At 39.6% G+C, this 17,306-nt stretch carries 16 protein-coding genes and 2 pseudogenes; all 18 read right to left on the reverse strand.

All coding sequences use genetic code 11. The features are described from left to right. Positions 1–74: 74 nt before the first annotated feature. Positions 75–980: a stage II sporulation protein SpoIIQ gene (gene spoIIQ, locus GFJ36_RS26965; RefSeq protein WP_098230430.1), complete on the reverse strand. Its 906-nt coding sequence runs from the start codon at positions 978–980 to the stop codon at positions 75–77. A 162-nt stretch (positions 981–1,142) separates the two neighbouring features. Next, positions 1,143–1,847 (reverse strand): ABC transporter permease, encoded by a 705-nt coding sequence (locus GFJ36_RS26970; protein WP_000144456.1) that lies wholly within the window; start codon positions 1,845–1,847, stop codon positions 1,143–1,145. Next, the gene (locus GFJ36_RS26975) at positions 1,847–2,689 is read right to left on the reverse strand and encodes an ABC transporter ATP-binding protein (protein WP_060487982.1); all 843 of its coding nucleotides are present in this window, start codon (positions 2,687–2,689) and stop codon (positions 1,847–1,849) included. Before GFJ36_RS26975 ends, GFJ36_RS26970 begins: the two co-directional genes overlap by 1 nt. A 180-nt stretch (positions 2,690–2,869) precedes the next feature. After that, the gene (locus tag GFJ36_RS26980; protein WP_098155992.1) at positions 2,870–3,877 is read right to left on the reverse strand and encodes a LytTR family transcriptional regulator DNA-binding domain-containing protein; all 1,008 of its coding nucleotides are present in this window, start codon (positions 3,875–3,877) and stop codon (positions 2,870–2,872) included. A 116-nt stretch (positions 3,878–3,993) separates the two neighbouring features. Continuing rightward, positions 3,994–4,411 (reverse strand): annotated as a pseudogene (locus GFJ36_RS26990) (AMP-binding enzyme); the annotation flags it as partial. Between the two features lie 103 nt (positions 4,412–4,514). Beyond that, positions 4,515–5,535, reverse strand: a pseudogene (spoIID, locus tag GFJ36_RS26995) (stage II sporulation protein D). 208 nt (positions 5,536–5,743) lie between these two features. Beyond that, positions 5,744–7,048 carry a UDP-N-acetylglucosamine 1-carboxyvinyltransferase gene (gene murA / locus GFJ36_RS27000; protein WP_000411269.1) on the reverse strand — a complete coding sequence of 435 codons (1,305 nt, stop codon included), beginning with the start codon at positions 7,046–7,048 and terminating at the stop codon, positions 5,744–5,746. Between the two features lie 39 nt (positions 7,049–7,087). Beyond that, positions 7,088–7,792 carry a YwmB family TATA-box binding protein gene (locus GFJ36_RS27005; protein ID WP_481747071.1) on the reverse strand — a complete coding sequence of 235 codons (705 nt, stop codon included), beginning with the start codon at positions 7,790–7,792 and terminating at the stop codon, positions 7,088–7,090. Between the two features lie 51 nt (positions 7,793–7,843). Next, positions 7,844–8,080: a DUF1146 family protein gene (locus GFJ36_RS27010; RefSeq protein ID WP_000940744.1), complete on the reverse strand. Its 237-nt coding sequence runs from the start codon at positions 8,078–8,080 to the stop codon at positions 7,844–7,846. 214 nt (positions 8,081–8,294) lie between these two features. Next, a complete protein-coding gene (gene nuoN / locus GFJ36_RS27015; RefSeq protein WP_346265333.1) occupies positions 8,295–9,809 on the reverse strand; it encodes an NADH-quinone oxidoreductase subunit NuoN in 1,515 nt (504 codons plus the stop codon). A 7-nt stretch (positions 9,810–9,816) separates the two neighbouring features. Beyond that, entirely contained in the window at positions 9,817–11,319 is a 1,503-nt protein-coding gene (locus GFJ36_RS27020; RefSeq protein WP_157349803.1) for an NADH-quinone oxidoreductase subunit M, read from the reverse strand. After that, on the reverse strand, positions 11,316–13,178 hold the full coding sequence (nuoL, locus tag GFJ36_RS27025; RefSeq protein WP_098082148.1) for an NADH-quinone oxidoreductase subunit L: 1,863 nt from the start codon (positions 13,176–13,178) through the stop codon (positions 11,316–11,318). The genes GFJ36_RS27020 and nuoL overlap by 4 nt, the downstream gene beginning before the upstream one ends. Before the next feature lie 29 nt (positions 13,179–13,207). Continuing rightward, positions 13,208–13,522 (reverse strand): NADH-quinone oxidoreductase subunit NuoK, encoded by a 315-nt coding sequence (gene nuoK / locus GFJ36_RS27030; protein WP_000100078.1) that lies wholly within the window; start codon positions 13,520–13,522, stop codon positions 13,208–13,210. Continuing rightward, a complete protein-coding gene (locus GFJ36_RS27035) occupies positions 13,515–14,039 on the reverse strand; it encodes an NADH-quinone oxidoreductase subunit J (protein WP_001012824.1) in 525 nt (174 codons plus the stop codon). Before GFJ36_RS27035 ends, nuoK begins: the two co-directional genes overlap by 8 nt. After that, a complete protein-coding gene (gene nuoI / locus GFJ36_RS27040) occupies positions 14,036–14,455 on the reverse strand; it encodes an NADH-quinone oxidoreductase subunit NuoI (RefSeq protein ID WP_000677191.1) in 420 nt (139 codons plus the stop codon). The genes GFJ36_RS27035 and nuoI overlap by 4 nt, the downstream gene beginning before the upstream one ends. A 25-nt stretch (positions 14,456–14,480) precedes the next feature. Then, positions 14,481–15,482, reverse strand: coding sequence for an NADH-quinone oxidoreductase subunit NuoH (nuoH, locus tag GFJ36_RS27045; protein WP_157349804.1), 1,002 nt, complete (start codon positions 15,480–15,482; stop codon positions 14,481–14,483). Continuing rightward, positions 15,482–16,582, reverse strand: a complete 1,101-nt coding sequence (gene nuoD, locus GFJ36_RS27050) for an NADH-quinone oxidoreductase subunit NuoD (RefSeq protein WP_157349805.1) — start codon at positions 16,580–16,582, stop codon at positions 15,482–15,484. The genes nuoH and nuoD overlap by 1 nt, the downstream gene beginning before the upstream one ends. A 3-nt stretch (positions 16,583–16,585) precedes the next feature. Further along, positions 16,586–17,306, reverse strand: a 721-nt coding sequence (locus tag GFJ36_RS27055; RefSeq protein ID WP_157349806.1) for an NADH-quinone oxidoreductase subunit C, incomplete at its 5' end; no start/stop codon positions are given.

A 17,306-nucleotide genomic window follows, 5' to 3' on the forward strand; every position in this document is an offset into this window, starting at 1 on the left:
GGTCTTACTGCCCGTTAATGCGGGGTAAAAGTAAAAAAATCAGCTCTCTAGTGAGAACTGATTTTTTCACTTTCTTATTCTTGTGAAGAAGAACTGTTAGATGATTCTGTAGAACCATTTGTTGATTTTTCTTCTTTCTTCGGCTCTTCTTTTTTGTCACTAGTCGAACCGCTTGTTGATTTTTCTTCTTTTTGAGACTTATCTTCTGTTTTACTTTCTGGTTTCGTGCTTGTTGACTTCTCTTCTTTTTGAGATTTGTCATCAGCCTTTTTACCAGAAGCATTCGTTGCTTTTGCAGCACCTGCATCAGCTTTAATTTCTGCTACTGACTTATTTAAGTAGCGCTCAGGGTTCACAGCCACGTTGTCTTTACGTACTTCAAAGTGAACGTGAGAACCTGCTTCTTTATTCATTGCACTTAGACCGGATTTTCCTAATACTTCACCTTGTGCAACTCGTGCACCTTTTTCTACTTTCACACTGCCTAAGCTTTGATAAGAAACTGCTACACCATTTCCGCTATCAACTGTTACAACATAACCAAGAAGTGAATCTTTTTCAGCTTTCGTTACTGTACCACTTAAAGCAGCAGCTACATCGAATTCTTTTCCATTCTTCGCAGCAATGTCGATTCCTTTATTTGGGGAATATGTGTTGTTATAAAAGACAAGTGCTTTTTCTTGTTCCGCCTCAGTTGCTGCATCTTCATAGAATTTCTTCTGTACGACTACTTCCGCATTAGCGGCAGCTGGCATTTTCACTACTTCTGAAGATTTCGTTACTGGTACTGCTGGATCTTCCGATTGTGTATACGGTGTTGCTTGATCTTGGTTCGGAGTCTTCTTCGGATTAGCCCCCTGGAACCATAGCGCAACCATTAAAATTACCGCTGCACAAGCAATGTACAGTGCTGGAAACACCCATCTTTTTTGAAATAAATGTACTACCTTTTGCGACTTTTTATTATTTCTTCCTCGCATTCCATCATCACCTCAGCAATCATTTTGAACAATATTCACGTATCCTATACAACCTATAACTAATTACTTTTCGACAAAATCTGTAAAAATATGTATAAGAATTGTAAAATTTCCGAGGAAATGATAGAAAAAATAAAAAACTGAGCACTTTCGGCTCAGTTTTTAGTCCAATTGTTTCTTTTTATATACGATTAAACATGCAATAAGTGAAATAACGAGCCACACTCCAACATTTAGCATATGCCCACTAATACTACTAAACCCAGCACCCTCCACTAAGCTTTTAATCGCTTTTTCAAGATGAGATGTTGGAAGATAACTAATCATCGTCTTAATTACTTTATTTTCAACCATTGGCTCAAATTGTACAGCTAAATACATCGTCATTAATATTGGCATTCCAATTAGTGATGTTTGCGGGACAGACTCAGCTAATAATCCAATCACTGTTCCAATTAAAATGAATAGAATTGTTCCACATAAGAAAATAAATGCTAGCAATAAGAGATTGCCACTTAATTGATCTAAGATGAATAAGTTTACAATGGAAATACCTAACGTTAAACATGCTGTTAATATACTTTTCCCAAGAAGAACTTCAACAGAAGAAGCTGGTGATAGCATTAACACACGTAACGTATGTTTTTCTTTCTCTTCTGCAATTACCATTGATTGAACAAACCCTGCTACAAATAGAAAGGACATTAAAGTAATAATGCCAACTCCTGCCTGTCCTTCTCCAAATCGGCTAAATATAAATGCAAATATAATTGGTAAAGATGCCATTAACAAAACTTGTGAATTTGTCTTAAAATCCTGTACTTCTTTTCTAAAAATAGCTGATACACGTCTCATTGAAAATGTCATTATAATCCCCTCCCAGTAACTTCAATAAAGATATCGCCTAACGTTGGCTCATAAGAATGAATGGATAATAGTTCTCCTTTTTTCATCCACTCTGAAATACGTTTTGCACCTAATTCATCTTTTTGTACCGTTTCTTTCTTCTTATCCTTTAACACGACTTGTATTTGATCTTTCGCGTATTGTAAGCGAAGGTTCTCCGGTGTATCAAGCGCTACAATTTCTCCGCCACACAGAAAGGCAATGCGGTTACAAAGCGTTTCTGCTTCATCCATGTTGTGCGTCGTTAAGAAAATCGTCGTTCCTTCTTTATTTAAGTCTTTTAAGATTTTATGAATGTTTTGTACGTTAACTGGATCGAGTGCAGATGTTGGTTCATCTAAGAAGAGAATATCTGGTTTATGAAGGATTGCTCTAGCTAGTGTAACGCGCTGCTTCATTCCTTTTGATAGTTTCTTTACTGGTGTTTTTTTATCATCTAATAGATTCACTTGCGCTAGTACTTCATCGATTCGTTCTTTTTTACAATCGTATAAGTCACAAAATAATAGTAAGTTATCATAAATGCTAAGTCTTTCATATAAACCGCTGTTGTCTGTTAAAATACCAATTCGTTTATAATCGATGCTGCTTGGGCCTGTAATATCTTTTCCTAATACCCTTACCGTTCCAACACTATGGAGTAATTGAGAAGTTAAAATCTTTACTGTTGTCGTTTTTCCAGATCCACTTGGTCCAAGAAATCCGAAAATTTCTCCTTGCTTCACCTCAATATTTACATTTCGAAGTGCCGTTTTTTCGTTGAAACTTTTCATTACATCTTTCATTTCAATTGCCAATGTCATCCCGTCATCCCCTTTGTTTTTCTTTTTATAGATGAAAGTCGCTTTAGCGCTTTTCGTTTGTCTGTTTCGCTTTTCTTGACTCAATCATATGAAAAACAAAAGGGTTACGCAGTAAAATACCGGTAAAAGGAGTATTTTTACCGGTGAATGAATCGTATTTTAAGCTTACTGGAGCAAATTTTATAGCCCAATCACACCTTTTAATTCATCCATTCGTCCTTTTGAAAGCGGGATTGAACTTTTTCTTTCGTCATCCAAAATTAAACTAAAGCTATTACGAGTCCACGTAATTACTTCTCGTACTCTTTGTAAATTCACAAGGTACGAGCGGTGACATCTAAAGAAACCAAAACCTGTTAATCTCGCTTCTAGTTCACTTAATGTTAATGCACATACGAAATCACCTTCGCGCACATGAATATGTGTCACTCCGTTTTGCGTTTCAATGAAATGAATTTCCATTGGATCAAGTAAAATGATTTTATCGTTCACTTTCGCTGGTATTCTTTCAAGTTTCATTTGCGGAATCATTTGAACAACCTTTTCTTCATCCACCTCTTCAATTTCTTCTTGTTCGATTTCTATTTTCTTCACACCATCATTGTTTAATATGTATACATCTTCTGTTAACGAAAGGGCGTCCGATAGAAAGGATGACGTTATAAAAATCGCCTTTCCTTTCTCCTTCATTGCCATAATCGCTTTTCGAATAATAATTGTGCTCTCTGTATCTACATTTTGCTCTGGCTCTTCTAGGATAACTAAATCCGGATTATGAACCATAACTCGCCCAATATGAAGGCGGCGTTTCTCTGAAAATGATAGTTTTTCTATTTTAACGTTTAACTTATCTAAAAGGCCGACATATTGTACAACTTCTTCCGTACTCATATTCGATTCATAAAGACCTATTAAAAACTTAAAGTATTCCTTCACCTTCAAACGATCATATGCTTCATCTTTCAAAAAACAAAAACCGATGCGGGAATAATTTTCCCTTCCGATTGCTTCGCCTTCAAACAGTACATTTCCCGCTGATGCCTCTTCCTCCCCAATAATGATGCGGTGCAAAATCTTTGCTGTATGGTTATTACACTGCAAAACAACACATTGCCCTTTCTCAACCTCTAGCTCAATTACCGGTAACTGGTTCGTCTTCCCTAACTGTTTCAACTCCAATAACGCCATTTCGTCTCCCCCGAATGCTTTTTATCACATTATACCAAACAATTAATGGAAATTTTTGATATTTTATGAAGCACTATAAAAAGAAGGCTATCCAAATAAAAGAATAGCCTTCTTCTCTAGTTTTGTCCTACCATATAAGTCTTGAGCTGATCACGCAGTGCTCTCTTTAAGAATTTCCCTACAGATGTTTTCGGAAATTCTGCTTTTAGTAAAGCATACAGATCATCTCTTTCTACTGCTTGTCCCTCTTTTAGTACAACGCAAGTAAACGGGACGTTTTTCATGCGGCACCGCCACAACAGATGCTTCTAACACTTTATCGTGCGACACTAAAGCATTTTCTAAATCTATGGAAGAAATCCATTCGCCTCCACTTTTAATTCAGTCTTTCGTACGATCAGCAATCTTAATACATCCTTCCGAATCAACCGTGACAATGTCTCCTGTATAGAGCCAACCGTCTTTCATTGATTCTTCTGTACGTTCATCCTTATAATAGCTTCCAGCGATCCATGGGCCCTTTAAACAGAGTTCTGTCACCACTGAACATTGACGATTTTTTTAATATATCTATTAACCTATCCACTAACAAAAGAAAACCGTCCCAATATACCTCTTGGAACGGCCTCTTTTCCCCCTACTTCTTCACCATCAACTTTCCTTCATAATCATTCATCGACTTTATTTCGACACCCTTATAATAATGAGCAACGATATCTGTATATTTCTTACCTTCCGCCGCCATGCCATTTGCTCCGTATTGGCTCATGCCAACGCCGTGACCGAATCCCTTCGTTGTAACGACGATTTTATCCCCTTCTTGTTTCCATGTGAAGTCAGAAGAGCGTAAATCTAACTTTTCACGAACTTGCTTTCCTGTTAATGTTTTCCCTTGAAATGCTACATCTTTTACTCGCTTTCCTTCCGTAAGATCTTTAATATTTCCAACCTTCCCGTCTGCCAACACCTTCACACCGAGACGTTTTTGAAAGTCAGCTACTGTAAAGGTTTGCTCGCTCGTAAATTTTGGAGAGGCTTGATCCCACGGACTATCTACGCTCTTTAAGTACGGATAATCATTTCCCCAATAATCAGCTGCATTTTCTGTCCGGCCATTACTCGTTGAGAAGAAGGATGCTGAGATTGGTTTTCCATCATACGTTAAAACTTGTCCTGCGGTTTTCGAAACGGCTTCTTCGATTTTTTTCAAGTTATTTTCGTAGTTATTACCCCATTGTTTCTTCAATTCTTCTTTACTTTTGTACACTTGATCTTTCACCGTATCTGTCACGTCCGCATTGTTTTTCTTTCCTCCGCTTAGCATACGCTGTACCACAAATGTTCTCGCTGCTAATGCCTGCGCCTTTAGCGCCTCTATTTCAAAACTGGCATTCATCTCAGAAGCTACTACACCGGTCACATACTCCTCCATAGGTAATGTATCTACCTTTTTCTGTTTCTCACGATATACAGCAACTTGAACCGCTGTATCCACTTTCCCTGGAGCTGGTATACTTTCTATTGCTGGAGGAGTTTTAGAAGCTGCTTCTTCCCCTACTTTTGCTTTCGCAAACGGAATAACAAGAGCAGCAGGTACAATGGATAACGAGCGCTATGAGAAGCGCTACTGTGATAAAAAGTGGCTTTGAAAATTTCATCTTATTTCCCCCAATATCCAAAAGCTTTACTCCATTCATTCTTATGGAACAACTCTTCCTTTTAGAACATACTTAAGGGGGAAGTAGCTAAAACGAAAATTTTCTAAATATTTTTACTGGTACGTGCATAAGTATAGAATTTATTGACTATAACAGTAATAACCCAAAAAAATAGTCCCTACGTCAAAAGACGTAGAGACTATTTCAATTAAGCGTGAAGATCAGAAACTTCTTGTTCTTTCACTTCTTCTACTTTTTCGTTTACACGTTCAATAGTTGCACCTAATGCAGCTAATTTCTTATGGAAATCTACATAACCACGGTCAAGATGCTTTAACTCAGTTACACGAGTGTAACCTTCAGATACTAAACCAGCTAAGATTAATGCAGCAGCAGCACGTAAGTCAGTTGCGCCTACTTCAGCACCTTGTAAGCTGTTTGGACCGTTCATAATAACAGAACGACCTTCGATTTTAATATCAGCATTCATACGACGGAATTCTTCAACGTGCATAAAGCGGTTTTCGAATACCGTTTCTGTAATCATACTTGTTCCATCAGCTTGTAGTAATAATGCCATCATTTGTGATTGCATGTCTGTTGGGAAACCTGGGTGAGGCATAGTTTTAATATCAACCGCTTTTAACTTATCTGGGCCGATAACACGTACACCTTCATTTTCCTCAATAACTTTAACACCCATTTCTTCCATTTTCGCTGTAATTGAGCGTAAATGTTCAGGTACAGCATTTTCAATTAAGATGTCTCCACCAGTAATTGCCGCTGCAACCATGAATGTTCCCGCTTCAATACGGTCAGGAATAATAGAGTGGTTTCCACCATATAATTTATCAACGCCTTCGATACGAATCGTTCCAGTTCCAGCTCCGCGTACTTTCGCTCCCATCGCATTTAAGAAGTTAGCTAAGTCAACGATTTCTGGTTCTTTCGCTGCGTTTTCAAGGATTGTTGTCCCTTTTGCTAATGTAGCTGCAGACATAATGTTTTCTGTCGCGCCCACGCTTGGGAAGTCTAAATAAATTTTAGCTCCTTTTAGTTCTCCCTCAACGTATGCCTCAACAAAACCATTACCAACCTGTACTTTTGCTCCCATTGCTTCGAAGCCTTTTAAATGTTGGTCAATTGGACGTGAACCAATTGCACATCCACCAGGAAGTGCAATACGAGCACGGCCGTTACGTGCAAGTAATGGTCCCATTACTTGAACAGATGCACGCATTTTACGTACATATTCAAATGGTGCTTCAATGTTTAGTTCTTTAGAAGCATCGATTGTTACTTGGTTATTTTCAAATACGACTTCAGCATTTAAATGACGTAATACCTCATTAATTGTGTATACATCAGACAAAACTGGTACTTCAGATAGTACATTCTTTCCATCACTCGCTAATAGGGCTGCAGCGATTATAGGTAATACAGCATTTTTTGCGCCCTCAACACGCACTGTGCCGTTTAACCGCTTTCCGCCACGGACGATGATCTTTTCCAAATTATTCCCCTCCGTGTCCTTTTTTCAGTATCTATTCACTCAATACTCAGAAGTTATGATCGGTGTGCCAACCACAATTGTATCTTTGTTGTCTGTAGAACGTATTGCTATTTGCACATTTATTTTCTCTCTATTTGTTGAAAGAGCGTCATCCCACTTTTTATTGTATGCGGAGACTGACACAAATGCTCTTTCTTCTATCTGTTCGATCGCTCTTGCTGAAAGATCTTTCAAAAACTGATTGGTTTTATTTTGCAAAACACCTTCAATCTTATCATTCAGTACACCTTGAACACAAGTGTAAATTATAGGTTTTTCACTAAAAATTTTATTTGTTTTCTGAATGTACTTCGGGTCCCATTTCGCCCCGCTTACTTCAAAAATAATGAAAGTGTTTTCTTTAGTATTTTCCTTACTCCATGTTACTACTACTCGTTCTTCATAAGAAGAAAACTTTTTATAGGATGTAGCTTTATATCCATCTGGAGATTGCTCTAATTCCCACTTTTGAATATTCGCCTTGTCCTTCACATCGTTTAACAACCTTTGAAACGTATGTATATTAGAAATTGTTTTTGTTTCTCGCGCTAACCATGACCACTTCTCTACTTTAGCATCATTTTTCTCTAAAGTTGCAATCATGCTCTCCATTTTCTGTTCATCGCTGATCGGTTTCATCTCTCTATATCCAACCAAAAATAAAACAACACTTATTATAACAATAAGAATGGCTTTAAGCTTCAATTTCATCCCCTCCTATCCCCATTGTTAACGGAGATATGAGGTTCTATACACTTACTTTACTAAATACGTTAAACTCTTTGAATAGCCTAAATAATCAAGGAAAAAGTTACTTACAGATGTCCCAATTGCAATTGTAATTAGGATGAGTAACACTCGCGTCTGCATCACTTTTCCAGACTTCATTAAACGCTCAATGTGAACACCTTGTAAGGCCCACCACGTAATGGTAATAAACAATAAATGCGAAACAATGGCAATCAGTGCTTGTTGCCCTAAAAGATGTGCCAAAAAATCGACCCCTTTTTACCCAGCTACTACTTACGAAATACTATAAAAACGATACCATGATAAGTAGGAGCCACACTTTTTCAAATACAAATAAGCATCTTACATTTCACATCGTAATTTGCTCTCAAAAAAAACATATACCTACATGCGTTTTCAATTGTAATTCACACAAAATAAAAAGCGCAGAGTAACAACTCCACACCTTTTATTTTCACTATTGTACCACGTTCCCTAAGAAGAAGAAATCCTTCATTAATGGAAAATATTCATAAAAGAAATTGTATCCAATCATCGGCATAATCCCTAGTATTACAATCGAGATTGCACAAAGGCTCATAACAACCTTTATATTCAATGGCAAACGAATTTTCTCTTCCACTTCTCCCGTCCGGAAAAACATTTGCTGTAGAATACGGAAATAATATACAAATGAGATGACTGTCGTCCCCATCATAATAGAAGCTAGTACGTAATGAGCTGGCTCTACATGCAGTGCACCTAAAAAGATGTTAATTTTCCCGATGAAACCAGCTGTTCCTGGTATTCCGGCCAACGATAATATAAAAATCGTCATCACTATCGCTGTAAATGGCGACCTTTTATATAATCCGGTGAAAATGGTAATGTTTTCTTTGTCGCTTTGTAAGATTAAGCCGTGGATAATTGCAAATACACCTATATTCATAAGCATATACGCAAGCATGTAAAACCACATGCTATCCATCGTAAATGGTGATAATGCTACAAGCGGAACGAGTAAATACCCCGCATGTGCGATTCCCGAATAGGCAAATAGGCGTTTTACGTTATATTGCTTTAACGCTACTACGTTTCCAATAATCATCGTAATACTCGCTAGTACTGCAATGTATATGCTCATACGTCCGTATAAAGATTGCATGTCTCCTTGCACCGATACACTTGCAAAAACCATGAGAAACAGACGAATAATGAGTAAGAATCCAGCAATTTTAGAAATCGTCCCGAGAAAAGTAGTAACAGGCGTAGCCGCTCCCTCATACACATCTGGTGCCCACATATGAAACGGCACTGTCGCAATTTTAAACGAGAGTCCAACGAGTAATAGTAGAAATGCGAGAGCTAACAATAACTGAATACCACCAGCAAGCTCCCCTGCGAATACTTTTTGCATGTCCACGATATTAGTTGATCCTGTAATACCGTATAAATAACTCATTCCAAAGAGCGTAATTGCCGTGCCAATACCTCCATTAATGACATATTTCATGGCCGCCTCGTTTGACGCACGGTTCCTTTTTCGTATTCCTACTAAAATATATGAAGAAAGTGAAAGCAATTCTAAACCGACGAAAAGTGTAATGAAGTCAACACTAGAAGCCATAAACATAGCCCCAAGAAGTGCCATTAAAAATAAGTAATAATATTCTCCCTTATCTTCAATTGGATTCTTCTTATCATCGCTCATGGCGGTGCATAAGATGAGGGCCACTCCGCCTAATAACAACGTTTTAAACCCTTTTGAAAACCCATCTAACACAAACGATCCATTTAAAATATCTCCTGTCGGTTCATCGTATAGCGTGATTAACGACACGATTGCTAATATGACGGCTGCGATTGCACTAAGCGCTACATATCTATGATTCAACTTAAAAAACAAATCACATATGGAAAGAAGGATGGCAGCTCCGAGAATAATGAATTCTGGCACCATGAGATGCCATGATAAGCTAAGTAACGTATTCATATCCATCCTACTTCACCCCCAATGTTTTCAATGTATTTTGAAGCGGATCCCCTAGTATTTCTGGCATTACTCCAATTGCAATAATGCAGAAGATAAGTAGCAATATAGGCACATACTCCCAACCGTGTATATCAGCTTTCGCCTCCCACTCTTTCTTACCAAATGTTACTTGAAGTGTCGCTCTCAATACGTATACAGCGGTTAAAATGATGCCAAGTACACCGACTGCAGCAATGACTGGCTCCCCTTGGAATAAACCGAGAAAGGCAAGAAACTCGCTAACAAATCCAGACATTCCTGGCAATCCAAGCGATGCCATTCCTCCCGCTAAGAAGAAGCCGCTAAGTACCGGGACACTTTTTGCGAGTCCGCCAAGCGCTGTAATGTCCGAAGTTCCAAAGCGCTGTTCTATAACGCCAAGTAAGAAAAAGAGTAAGGCTGCAATTAAACCGTGAGACACAACTTGGAATAGTGCCCCTTGTGTACCTGGTGCATTTAACGCCGCAAGGCCCATTAATACGATGCCCATATGCGAAATACTAGAGTAAGCAAGCACCTTCCGAAAGTCCGTTTGAATGAGCGCTAAGAAGGCTCCGTACAATAAATTGATGACTCCTAAAACCGCAATAAGCGTTGCAAACTCGCGAAAGTATTCCGGGAATAGCCCCTTTCCGAAACGAATCATACCGTATGCCCCAATCTTCAGTAAAACGCCCGCATGAAGCATAACTACAGCCGGATGCGCTTCAACATGCACATTGACCATCCAGCGATGTAGCGGGAAAACGGGTAGTTTAATCGCAAAGGCAATCATTATGGCAAGAAACAAACCGAACTGTAAGCTGCTTGAGACAGCCATTCCTCCCCCAGCACCTACACTCGTTAATATTTCTTTAAGCTCTGTAATATTTGTTGTACCTGTTTTTGCAAATAAAACTGAGAAAACGATGAGTAAAATAGCGGAGCCAATACCGTTATATATTAAATAACTATAAGCAGCCTTTTCACTCGACAATTTCCCCCACTTCCCAATTAATAAAAACATTGGAGGCAACGTAATTTCAAAGAAGATAAAGAACAACATTAAATTTTGAGCAGCGAAGACGCCGAGCATCCCTATTTCTAACATGAGTAGCAGCATATAAAAGGCTTTCAAGTTTCTTTTAATAGTAAATGCCGCAATTGCTGCAAGCATCGCTAGAAGGGCTGTCAGCACCATCATAACGAGCGATAAACCATCAATGCCGAGCTCGTAATAAATGGAAAACCATCTTTTATCCACCGCTGCAAGATCCCCAAATTTAATCCATTTCACTTTTTCATCAAATAGCGATAAACTTTTTCCAGAAGCGTATGTACAAGCGAGAACGATAGCGATTCCAAATGGAAGCGCCGTTCCAAATAAACCAAGCGCTCGCACAGTACGCGATTCTTTTTTTGGCGTTAATACAAGTAAGAGAATTCCTAAAAGCGGGGAAAAAATGAAGAACGTTAATAACAAATCATTCATCGTAAATCCCCTCCCGTATAGAGCAAAATAATGACGAGTACTGCAAGCGAAACAGCTGTTACAGTGCCGTACACTTGTACATTTCCGTTTTGGAGTCTAGAACCGAGTCCGCTTAGCCCTTTAATTAGACTCCCTATTAAAACGGCAATTCCTTCGACTACATACACCTCAAATAAGCGAAGCACATGGGCGATTCCCTTCGTAATAGGGAGCACCGTCATATTGTATAGTTCATCCACATAATATTTTTCTTTCAAAAGGTTATAAAGAGGTGCTCCATCGCCACCAGCCCAATCTCTAGAAATAGATTTCTTGCCATATATGAAATATGCGAGAGCGATTCCTGCAAATGAAACGATAGTCGCTACGATCATAATCCAAACTGGTCCGTGTGCCTCTCGCACTTTAAATGCTACATCTTTCGTAAGCCAATCCCCGAGGAATGTCCCAAACCATGGTGTATTCATATAACCCGCCACTACGGCGAGAACGCCAAGGACGATCATCGGATACGTCATAACGCGGGGCGATTCATGCACATCTTCCTTTGTCTTTACTTCCCCAGTAAAGACAAGGAAGTAGAGCCGGAACATGTAGAATGCTGTTAAGAACGCTGCAATTACTGCTAATATGAATAAAACGTAATTGCCATTCATCCAAGTCGCCGCTAAAATTTCATCTTTACTAAAGAAACCCGAAAGGAGCGGAACCCCGCTAATTGCAAGTGTACCGATTAAAAATAGTGCACCCGTTACTTTCATCTTCTTCTGTAAACCGCCCATTTTATTAATGTCTTGCGTATGCACTACATGAATGACACTTCCTGCCGCCAAAAATAGTAGCGCTTTAAAAAAAGCGTGTGTCGTTAAATGGAAAACACCAGCTACATAACCAGCAGACCCTAACGCAAGCATCATATACCCGAGCTGACTAACTGTAGAATAAGCAAGCACTCTCTTTATGTCCGTTTGTACAAGACCGATAGAAGCCGCAAAGATCGCAGTGAAAGCTCCAACGATTGCCACCGTCTGCATCGCCACTGCACTTGCTGAAAATAGTGGAAACATCGTCGCCACTAAATATACGCCAGCTGCGACCATCGTCGCTGCATGAATAAGTGCCGAAACAGGCGTCGGCCCCTCCATTGCATCTGGTAACCACGTATGAAGCGGGAACTGACCTGACTTCCCCATCGCCCCGATAAAAATTAATATCGCTGTTATTGTAATCATCGTAGGGGTAAGATCCCCCGTATGAATCGCCCTAAATATTGCGTCATATTCAAAACTACCTGCATGCCAGAAAATTAAGATCATCCCAATAAATAAACCGATATCTCCAATACGAGTCATAATAAAAGCCTTTTTCGCAGCAGCCTTCGCTTCTTCTTTAAAGAAATAAAAACCGATGAGTAAAAATGAACCAAGGCCGACTAACTCCCAAAATATATAAAGCTGTAATAAATTCGGTGATATAACGAGCCCGAGCATTGCAAATGTGAAGAGCCCTAAATAGGCATAAAAGGTTGGTAATCTTTCATCACCTTTCATATAACCTTTCGAATACACATGTACAAGTAAACTCACAAGTGTAACGATAAACAGCATTAAAGCCCCTAATGCAGTCACTTCAAAGCCAAATGATATATCAATATCTCCCGTTCTAAGCCATACCCACTTATGCTTCAATCCTACTTTCGAAAACCGTTCTACTAATACAAGTACCGCAAATATAAAGGAGAGAAAGACGAGGAAAATACTAAGTACACTGCTTCCTTCTCTAATTTTCTTCCCGAATATAAGTAATAAAAAAAACGAAACAAGCGGGAAAAGCGGTATGAGCCATGCATAATCGATCATTGTTTCCTTCCCCCTTTTCGGTCACAATGTTATCCTTTGAGCGTATCCATTTCATCTACATGAACCGTCGTACGATTACGATACAAAGCAATTAAAATGGCGAGTCCTACCGCCGCCTCCGCTGCTGCTACAGCCATCGTAAACAGAGAGAAAATTTGCCCTGTTAAATTTGGGAACAAACCTAATTTACTAAACGCGACTAAATTTAAATTGGCCGCGTTAAGCATTAATTCAATACAAACTAATACAATCACTGTATTTCGCTTCGTTAAAGCTCCAAACAAACCGATGCAAAACAAAATAATCGCAAGCGTTAAATATGCAGAAGCTGGAACGCTACTCATTGGAATCCTCCTCTTTCTCATCCTTCTTCGCAAGTATAATCGCGCCAACAAGTGCTACAAGTAAAATAACTGAGGTTAACTCAAATGGAATAATATATTTCGAATAGAGAAGTGTACCGATTTGAAGTGTGTTTTTTTCATGGAGAGGTAAACTTCCTTGTGTGCTTTCATTTGCAAAATCAATATTGTTAACAGCGAAATACATAACTGCCCCAAATGCTACAACCGCAAAGAAGATAATCCATTTTCGAAGAGTAAGACGCGATTCATTTTCTGCGTTATGTTGCGTTAACATAATGCCAAAAATCATAATAATTGTAATCGCACCGGAGTAAAGTAAAATTTGTGCAACTCCGATAAATTCGGCCGATAAAAGAAAGTACAAACCTGCGATACTAAGAAATGTCAGAACGAGAGCTAGCATCATATGCATGACTTTCGTTAAGTTCAACATAAGAACACCGCCGATAATTGCAGACAAGGATAGTATGAAGAATGCTACAAACTCGCCATTCATGCTTTATTCTCCTTCCTGACGTTTTCGTCGTTTTCGTCAAGCCACTGCAAATTTTTAAATAAATCATCACGTGAATATTCCGCGAGCTCAAAGTTATTTGTCATAACAATCGCCTCTGTCGGACAAACTTCTGTACATAAATCACACAGAATACAAATTTCAAAATTAATATCATACGTGTCGATAATTTTTCCTTTTTTCGTAGGATCCGGATGTTTTTTTCCTGTTAACTGAATACAGTCTGTCGGACAAATGTTGGAGCATTGGTTACAAACAATACACTTTTCTGGATAAAACTTTTGAATGCCTCGAAAGCGGTCTGGCAACGGCAACGGTTGATTCGGATAATCGTAAGTCACCTTCTTCTTACTCAAATTGCTTAATGTATATTTTAATCCTTTAAATAGTCCTTTCATCTCTTACTGGCACCCCCCTCATAGATTAGAAGAATAACTCCTTAATCAATGCCGTTAAGAAAATATTCGCAAGTGCAATTGGCAATAATACTTTCCAGCCAAACTCCATTAACTGGTCACCTCTTATACGCGGAAACGTAACGCGGAACCAAATTAATAGAAAGACTACACTGCTAAATTTCAAAGCAAACCATACAGCTCCTGGGATAAACCCAAGGAACATAACTGGATTCCATCCGCCTAAAAAGAGCACTGTAATTAAAGATGCCATTCCGAAGAAATATACGTACTCTGAAAGCATGAAAAACGCCCAGCGAAACCCTGAGTATTCCGTATGATATCCAGAAACAAGTTCCGACTCTGCTTCTGGTAAATCAAACGGCGTCCTATTTAACTCTGCTACCGCTGCGATTAAGAAAACGACGAAACCGATTGGCTGCACGAAAATGTACCAAACATTCTCCTGCGCTGCTACAATTTCATTTAAATTCAGGCTACCAGCTAACAAAACGACGCCAATTACACTCATTACAAGCGGAATTTCATAAGAAATCATTTGCGCTGCCGCACGCATCCCTCCTAAAAGGGAATATTTATTATTTGATGCCCACCCTCCGGTTACGACACCAATCGTCGTAATGCCAGAAACAGCAATGTAATACAGTAAGCCTACGCCAATATCCGCGAACTGAAATTTATCAGTAAACGGGATGACTGCAAGCACCATAAATGCCGGTGCGAATGCAATGACAGGCGCTAATATAAACAACAGTTTATCTGCCGCTTTCGGAATACTATCTTCTTTCAATAATAGTTTTAAAACATCAGCTACCGTTTGCAGCAAGCCGAATCGGCCCCCAACTTGGTTTGGTCCAATTCGCCCTTGCATAAAACCCATCACTTTCCGTTCTGCCAAAATACCATATGTAACGAAGCCAAGGACTGCAAATAATAGAAGCACCGCTAATCCGAAAAAAATGAAGAAATTCGTCCAGCTTGAAGGTGATTGTAAGAGCGTTTCAATCATTAGCCATCAACCTCCCCAAGTACAATATCAACTCCACCTAAAATCGTAATTAAATTGGCGATGTTTTCACCTTTCAATAACTTCGGTAAAATTTGCAAATTGTAAAAAGACGGCCTGCGAAACTTCAAGCGGTACGGCTCTTTCTTTCCATCACTAGCAATATAGCAACCAATCTCTCCTCGCGGCGATTCTATACGGACGAACGCTTCCCCTTTAGGCGCCTTAATGATTTTCGGCACTTTCGCTAGCACAGCTCCGTCTTTCGGGAACTGTTGGACAGCTTGCCCAACAATTTTTAATGACTCCTCAATCTCTTGCATGCGGCAAACGTAACGATCCCAAGCATCTCCCACACTCCCAACAGGAATATCGAAATCAAAACGATCATAAATGGAGTACGGTTCATCCTTGCGAAGATCCCAGTTTACTCCGGTACACCGCAAATTCGCTCCGCTTAAAGAATACGAAATCGCTTCTTCCGCGCTATATATACCAACGCCTTTTACGCGATTTAAGAAAATCTCATTACCGCTAACGAGATCATGATAACCTGCCAATTGCTCTCGCATATACGGAACAAACTCTTCCACTTTTTCAATCCAACCGTCCGGCGCATCCCACTTTACACCCCCGACTCTCATATAGTTAAAAGTAAGACGGGCACCGCATAATTCGTTTAATAAATTTATAATCATCTCTCGTTCACGAAACGCGTATAAAAACGGGCTGACCGCTCCTATATCAAGAAGATTTGTCCCCCACCAAACGAGGTGGCTCGCAATCCTTCCAAGCTCCATTGCAAGTACTCGTAAGTATTCGGCCCGCTCCGGGATTTCAAGCCCCATCATCGTCTCGACAGCATGGCAAATGACGTAGTTATTCGTCATGGCCGATAAATAGTCCATTCGATCTGTATAAGGGATAATTTGCGTATACTGTAAGCTCTCGGCAATCTTTTCGGTCCCGCGATGCAAATATCCAATAACTGGTGTAGCTTCTTTAATAATTTCCCCGTCAATCTTAATAACAAGCCTGAACACACCATGCGTACTCGGATGCTGAGGCCCTACATTCAAAAGCATTTCTTCCGTACGGATCATAAGCTACACCTCCACATCATACGGTTCATAATCTTTCCTAAGCGGATACCCTATCCAATCATCAGGCATTAAAATACGTGATAAATTCGGATGTCCCTTAAATACAATGCCGAGCAAATCATACGCTTCTCGCTCTGGCCAGTCCGCTCCTTTCCAAAGCGCTGCAACCGACTCTACTTCTGGTGCTTCCCTATCCAACTTCACCTTCACCGCTACTGACTGTTTCTTTCCATATGAAAATAAATGAACATATACTTCCATATGTGTCACAAAATCCGTCGCATGTAGCTCTGACATATAATCAAAAGCAAGTCCTTCATGGAATCGCAGTAATTCCATCACTTCATAATATTTTGCGGGATCCACAACAAGAGTCGGCACGTCTTTTGAAAGTTTATTAATGTAGGAATCTACTAATGCATCCTCTCCTTTTTCCCCCTTAATAAATTCAACATACTGATTTAAATACGGCTGATTCACGGATGGCTCTTCCGGCTTCAGCTCCTCTTCCTTCTTACCTTCAGCGCCCTTTGTCTTTGCTCTTGCAGCCGCAGCCGCTTTTGCTTTCGCTGCTGCTTTTGCCTTCGCCTTTTCATCTCCCGAATCCCCATCACCTTGAGAGGCCTTCTGCTTCGCTAACGCCGCTGCTTTTGCCTTTGCAGCCGCCACGGCCTTGGCTTTCGCCTTAGCCTTGTCCTCTTCCGTTACTTCTTCTGTTCCTTCT

Source organism: Bacillus sp. EE-W1 (assembly GCF_009760835.1).
GTDB lineage: Bacteria > Bacillota > Bacilli > Bacillales > Bacillaceae_G > Bacillus_A > Bacillus_A wiedmannii.

Coding starts and splice junctions, on each gene's coding strand:
- spoIIQ (WP_098230430.1), bottom strand. CDS start 980: ATGCGAGGAAGAAATAATAAAAAGTCGCAAAAGGTAGTACATTTATTT.
- GFJ36_RS26970 (WP_000144456.1), bottom strand. CDS start 1,847: ATGACATTTTCAATGAGACGTGTATCAGCTATTTTTAGAAAAGAAGTA.
- GFJ36_RS26975 (WP_060487982.1), bottom strand. CDS start 2,689: ATGACATTGGCAATTGAAATGAAAGATGTAATGAAAAGTTTCAACGAA.
- GFJ36_RS26980 (WP_098155992.1), bottom strand. CDS start 3,877: ATGGCGTTATTGGAGTTGAAACAGTTAGGGAAGACGAACCAGTTACCG.
- nuoN (WP_346265333.1), bottom strand. CDS start 9,809: ATGAATACGTTACTTAGCTTATCATGGCATCTCATGGTGCCAGAATTC.
- GFJ36_RS27020 (WP_157349803.1), bottom strand. CDS start 11,319: ATGAATGATTTGTTATTAACGTTCTTCATTTTTTCCCCGCTTTTAGGA.
- nuoL (WP_098082148.1), bottom strand. CDS start 13,178: ATGATCGATTATGCATGGCTCATACCGCTTTTCCCGCTTGTTTCGTTT.
- nuoK (WP_000100078.1), bottom strand. CDS start 13,522: ATGAGTAGCGTTCCAGCTTCTGCATATTTAACGCTTGCGATTATTTTG.
- GFJ36_RS27035 (WP_001012824.1), bottom strand. CDS start 14,039: ATGAATGGCGAGTTTGTAGCATTCTTCATACTATCCTTGTCTGCAATT.
- nuoI (WP_000677191.1), bottom strand. CDS start 14,455: ATGAAAGGACTATTTAAAGGATTAAAATATACATTAAGCAATTTGAGT.
- nuoH (WP_157349804.1), bottom strand. CDS start 15,482: ATGATTGAAACGCTCTTACAATCACCTTCAAGCTGGACGAATTTCTTC.
- nuoD (WP_157349805.1), bottom strand. CDS start 16,582: ATGATCCGTACGGAAGAAATGCTTTTGAATGTAGGGCCTCAGCATCCG.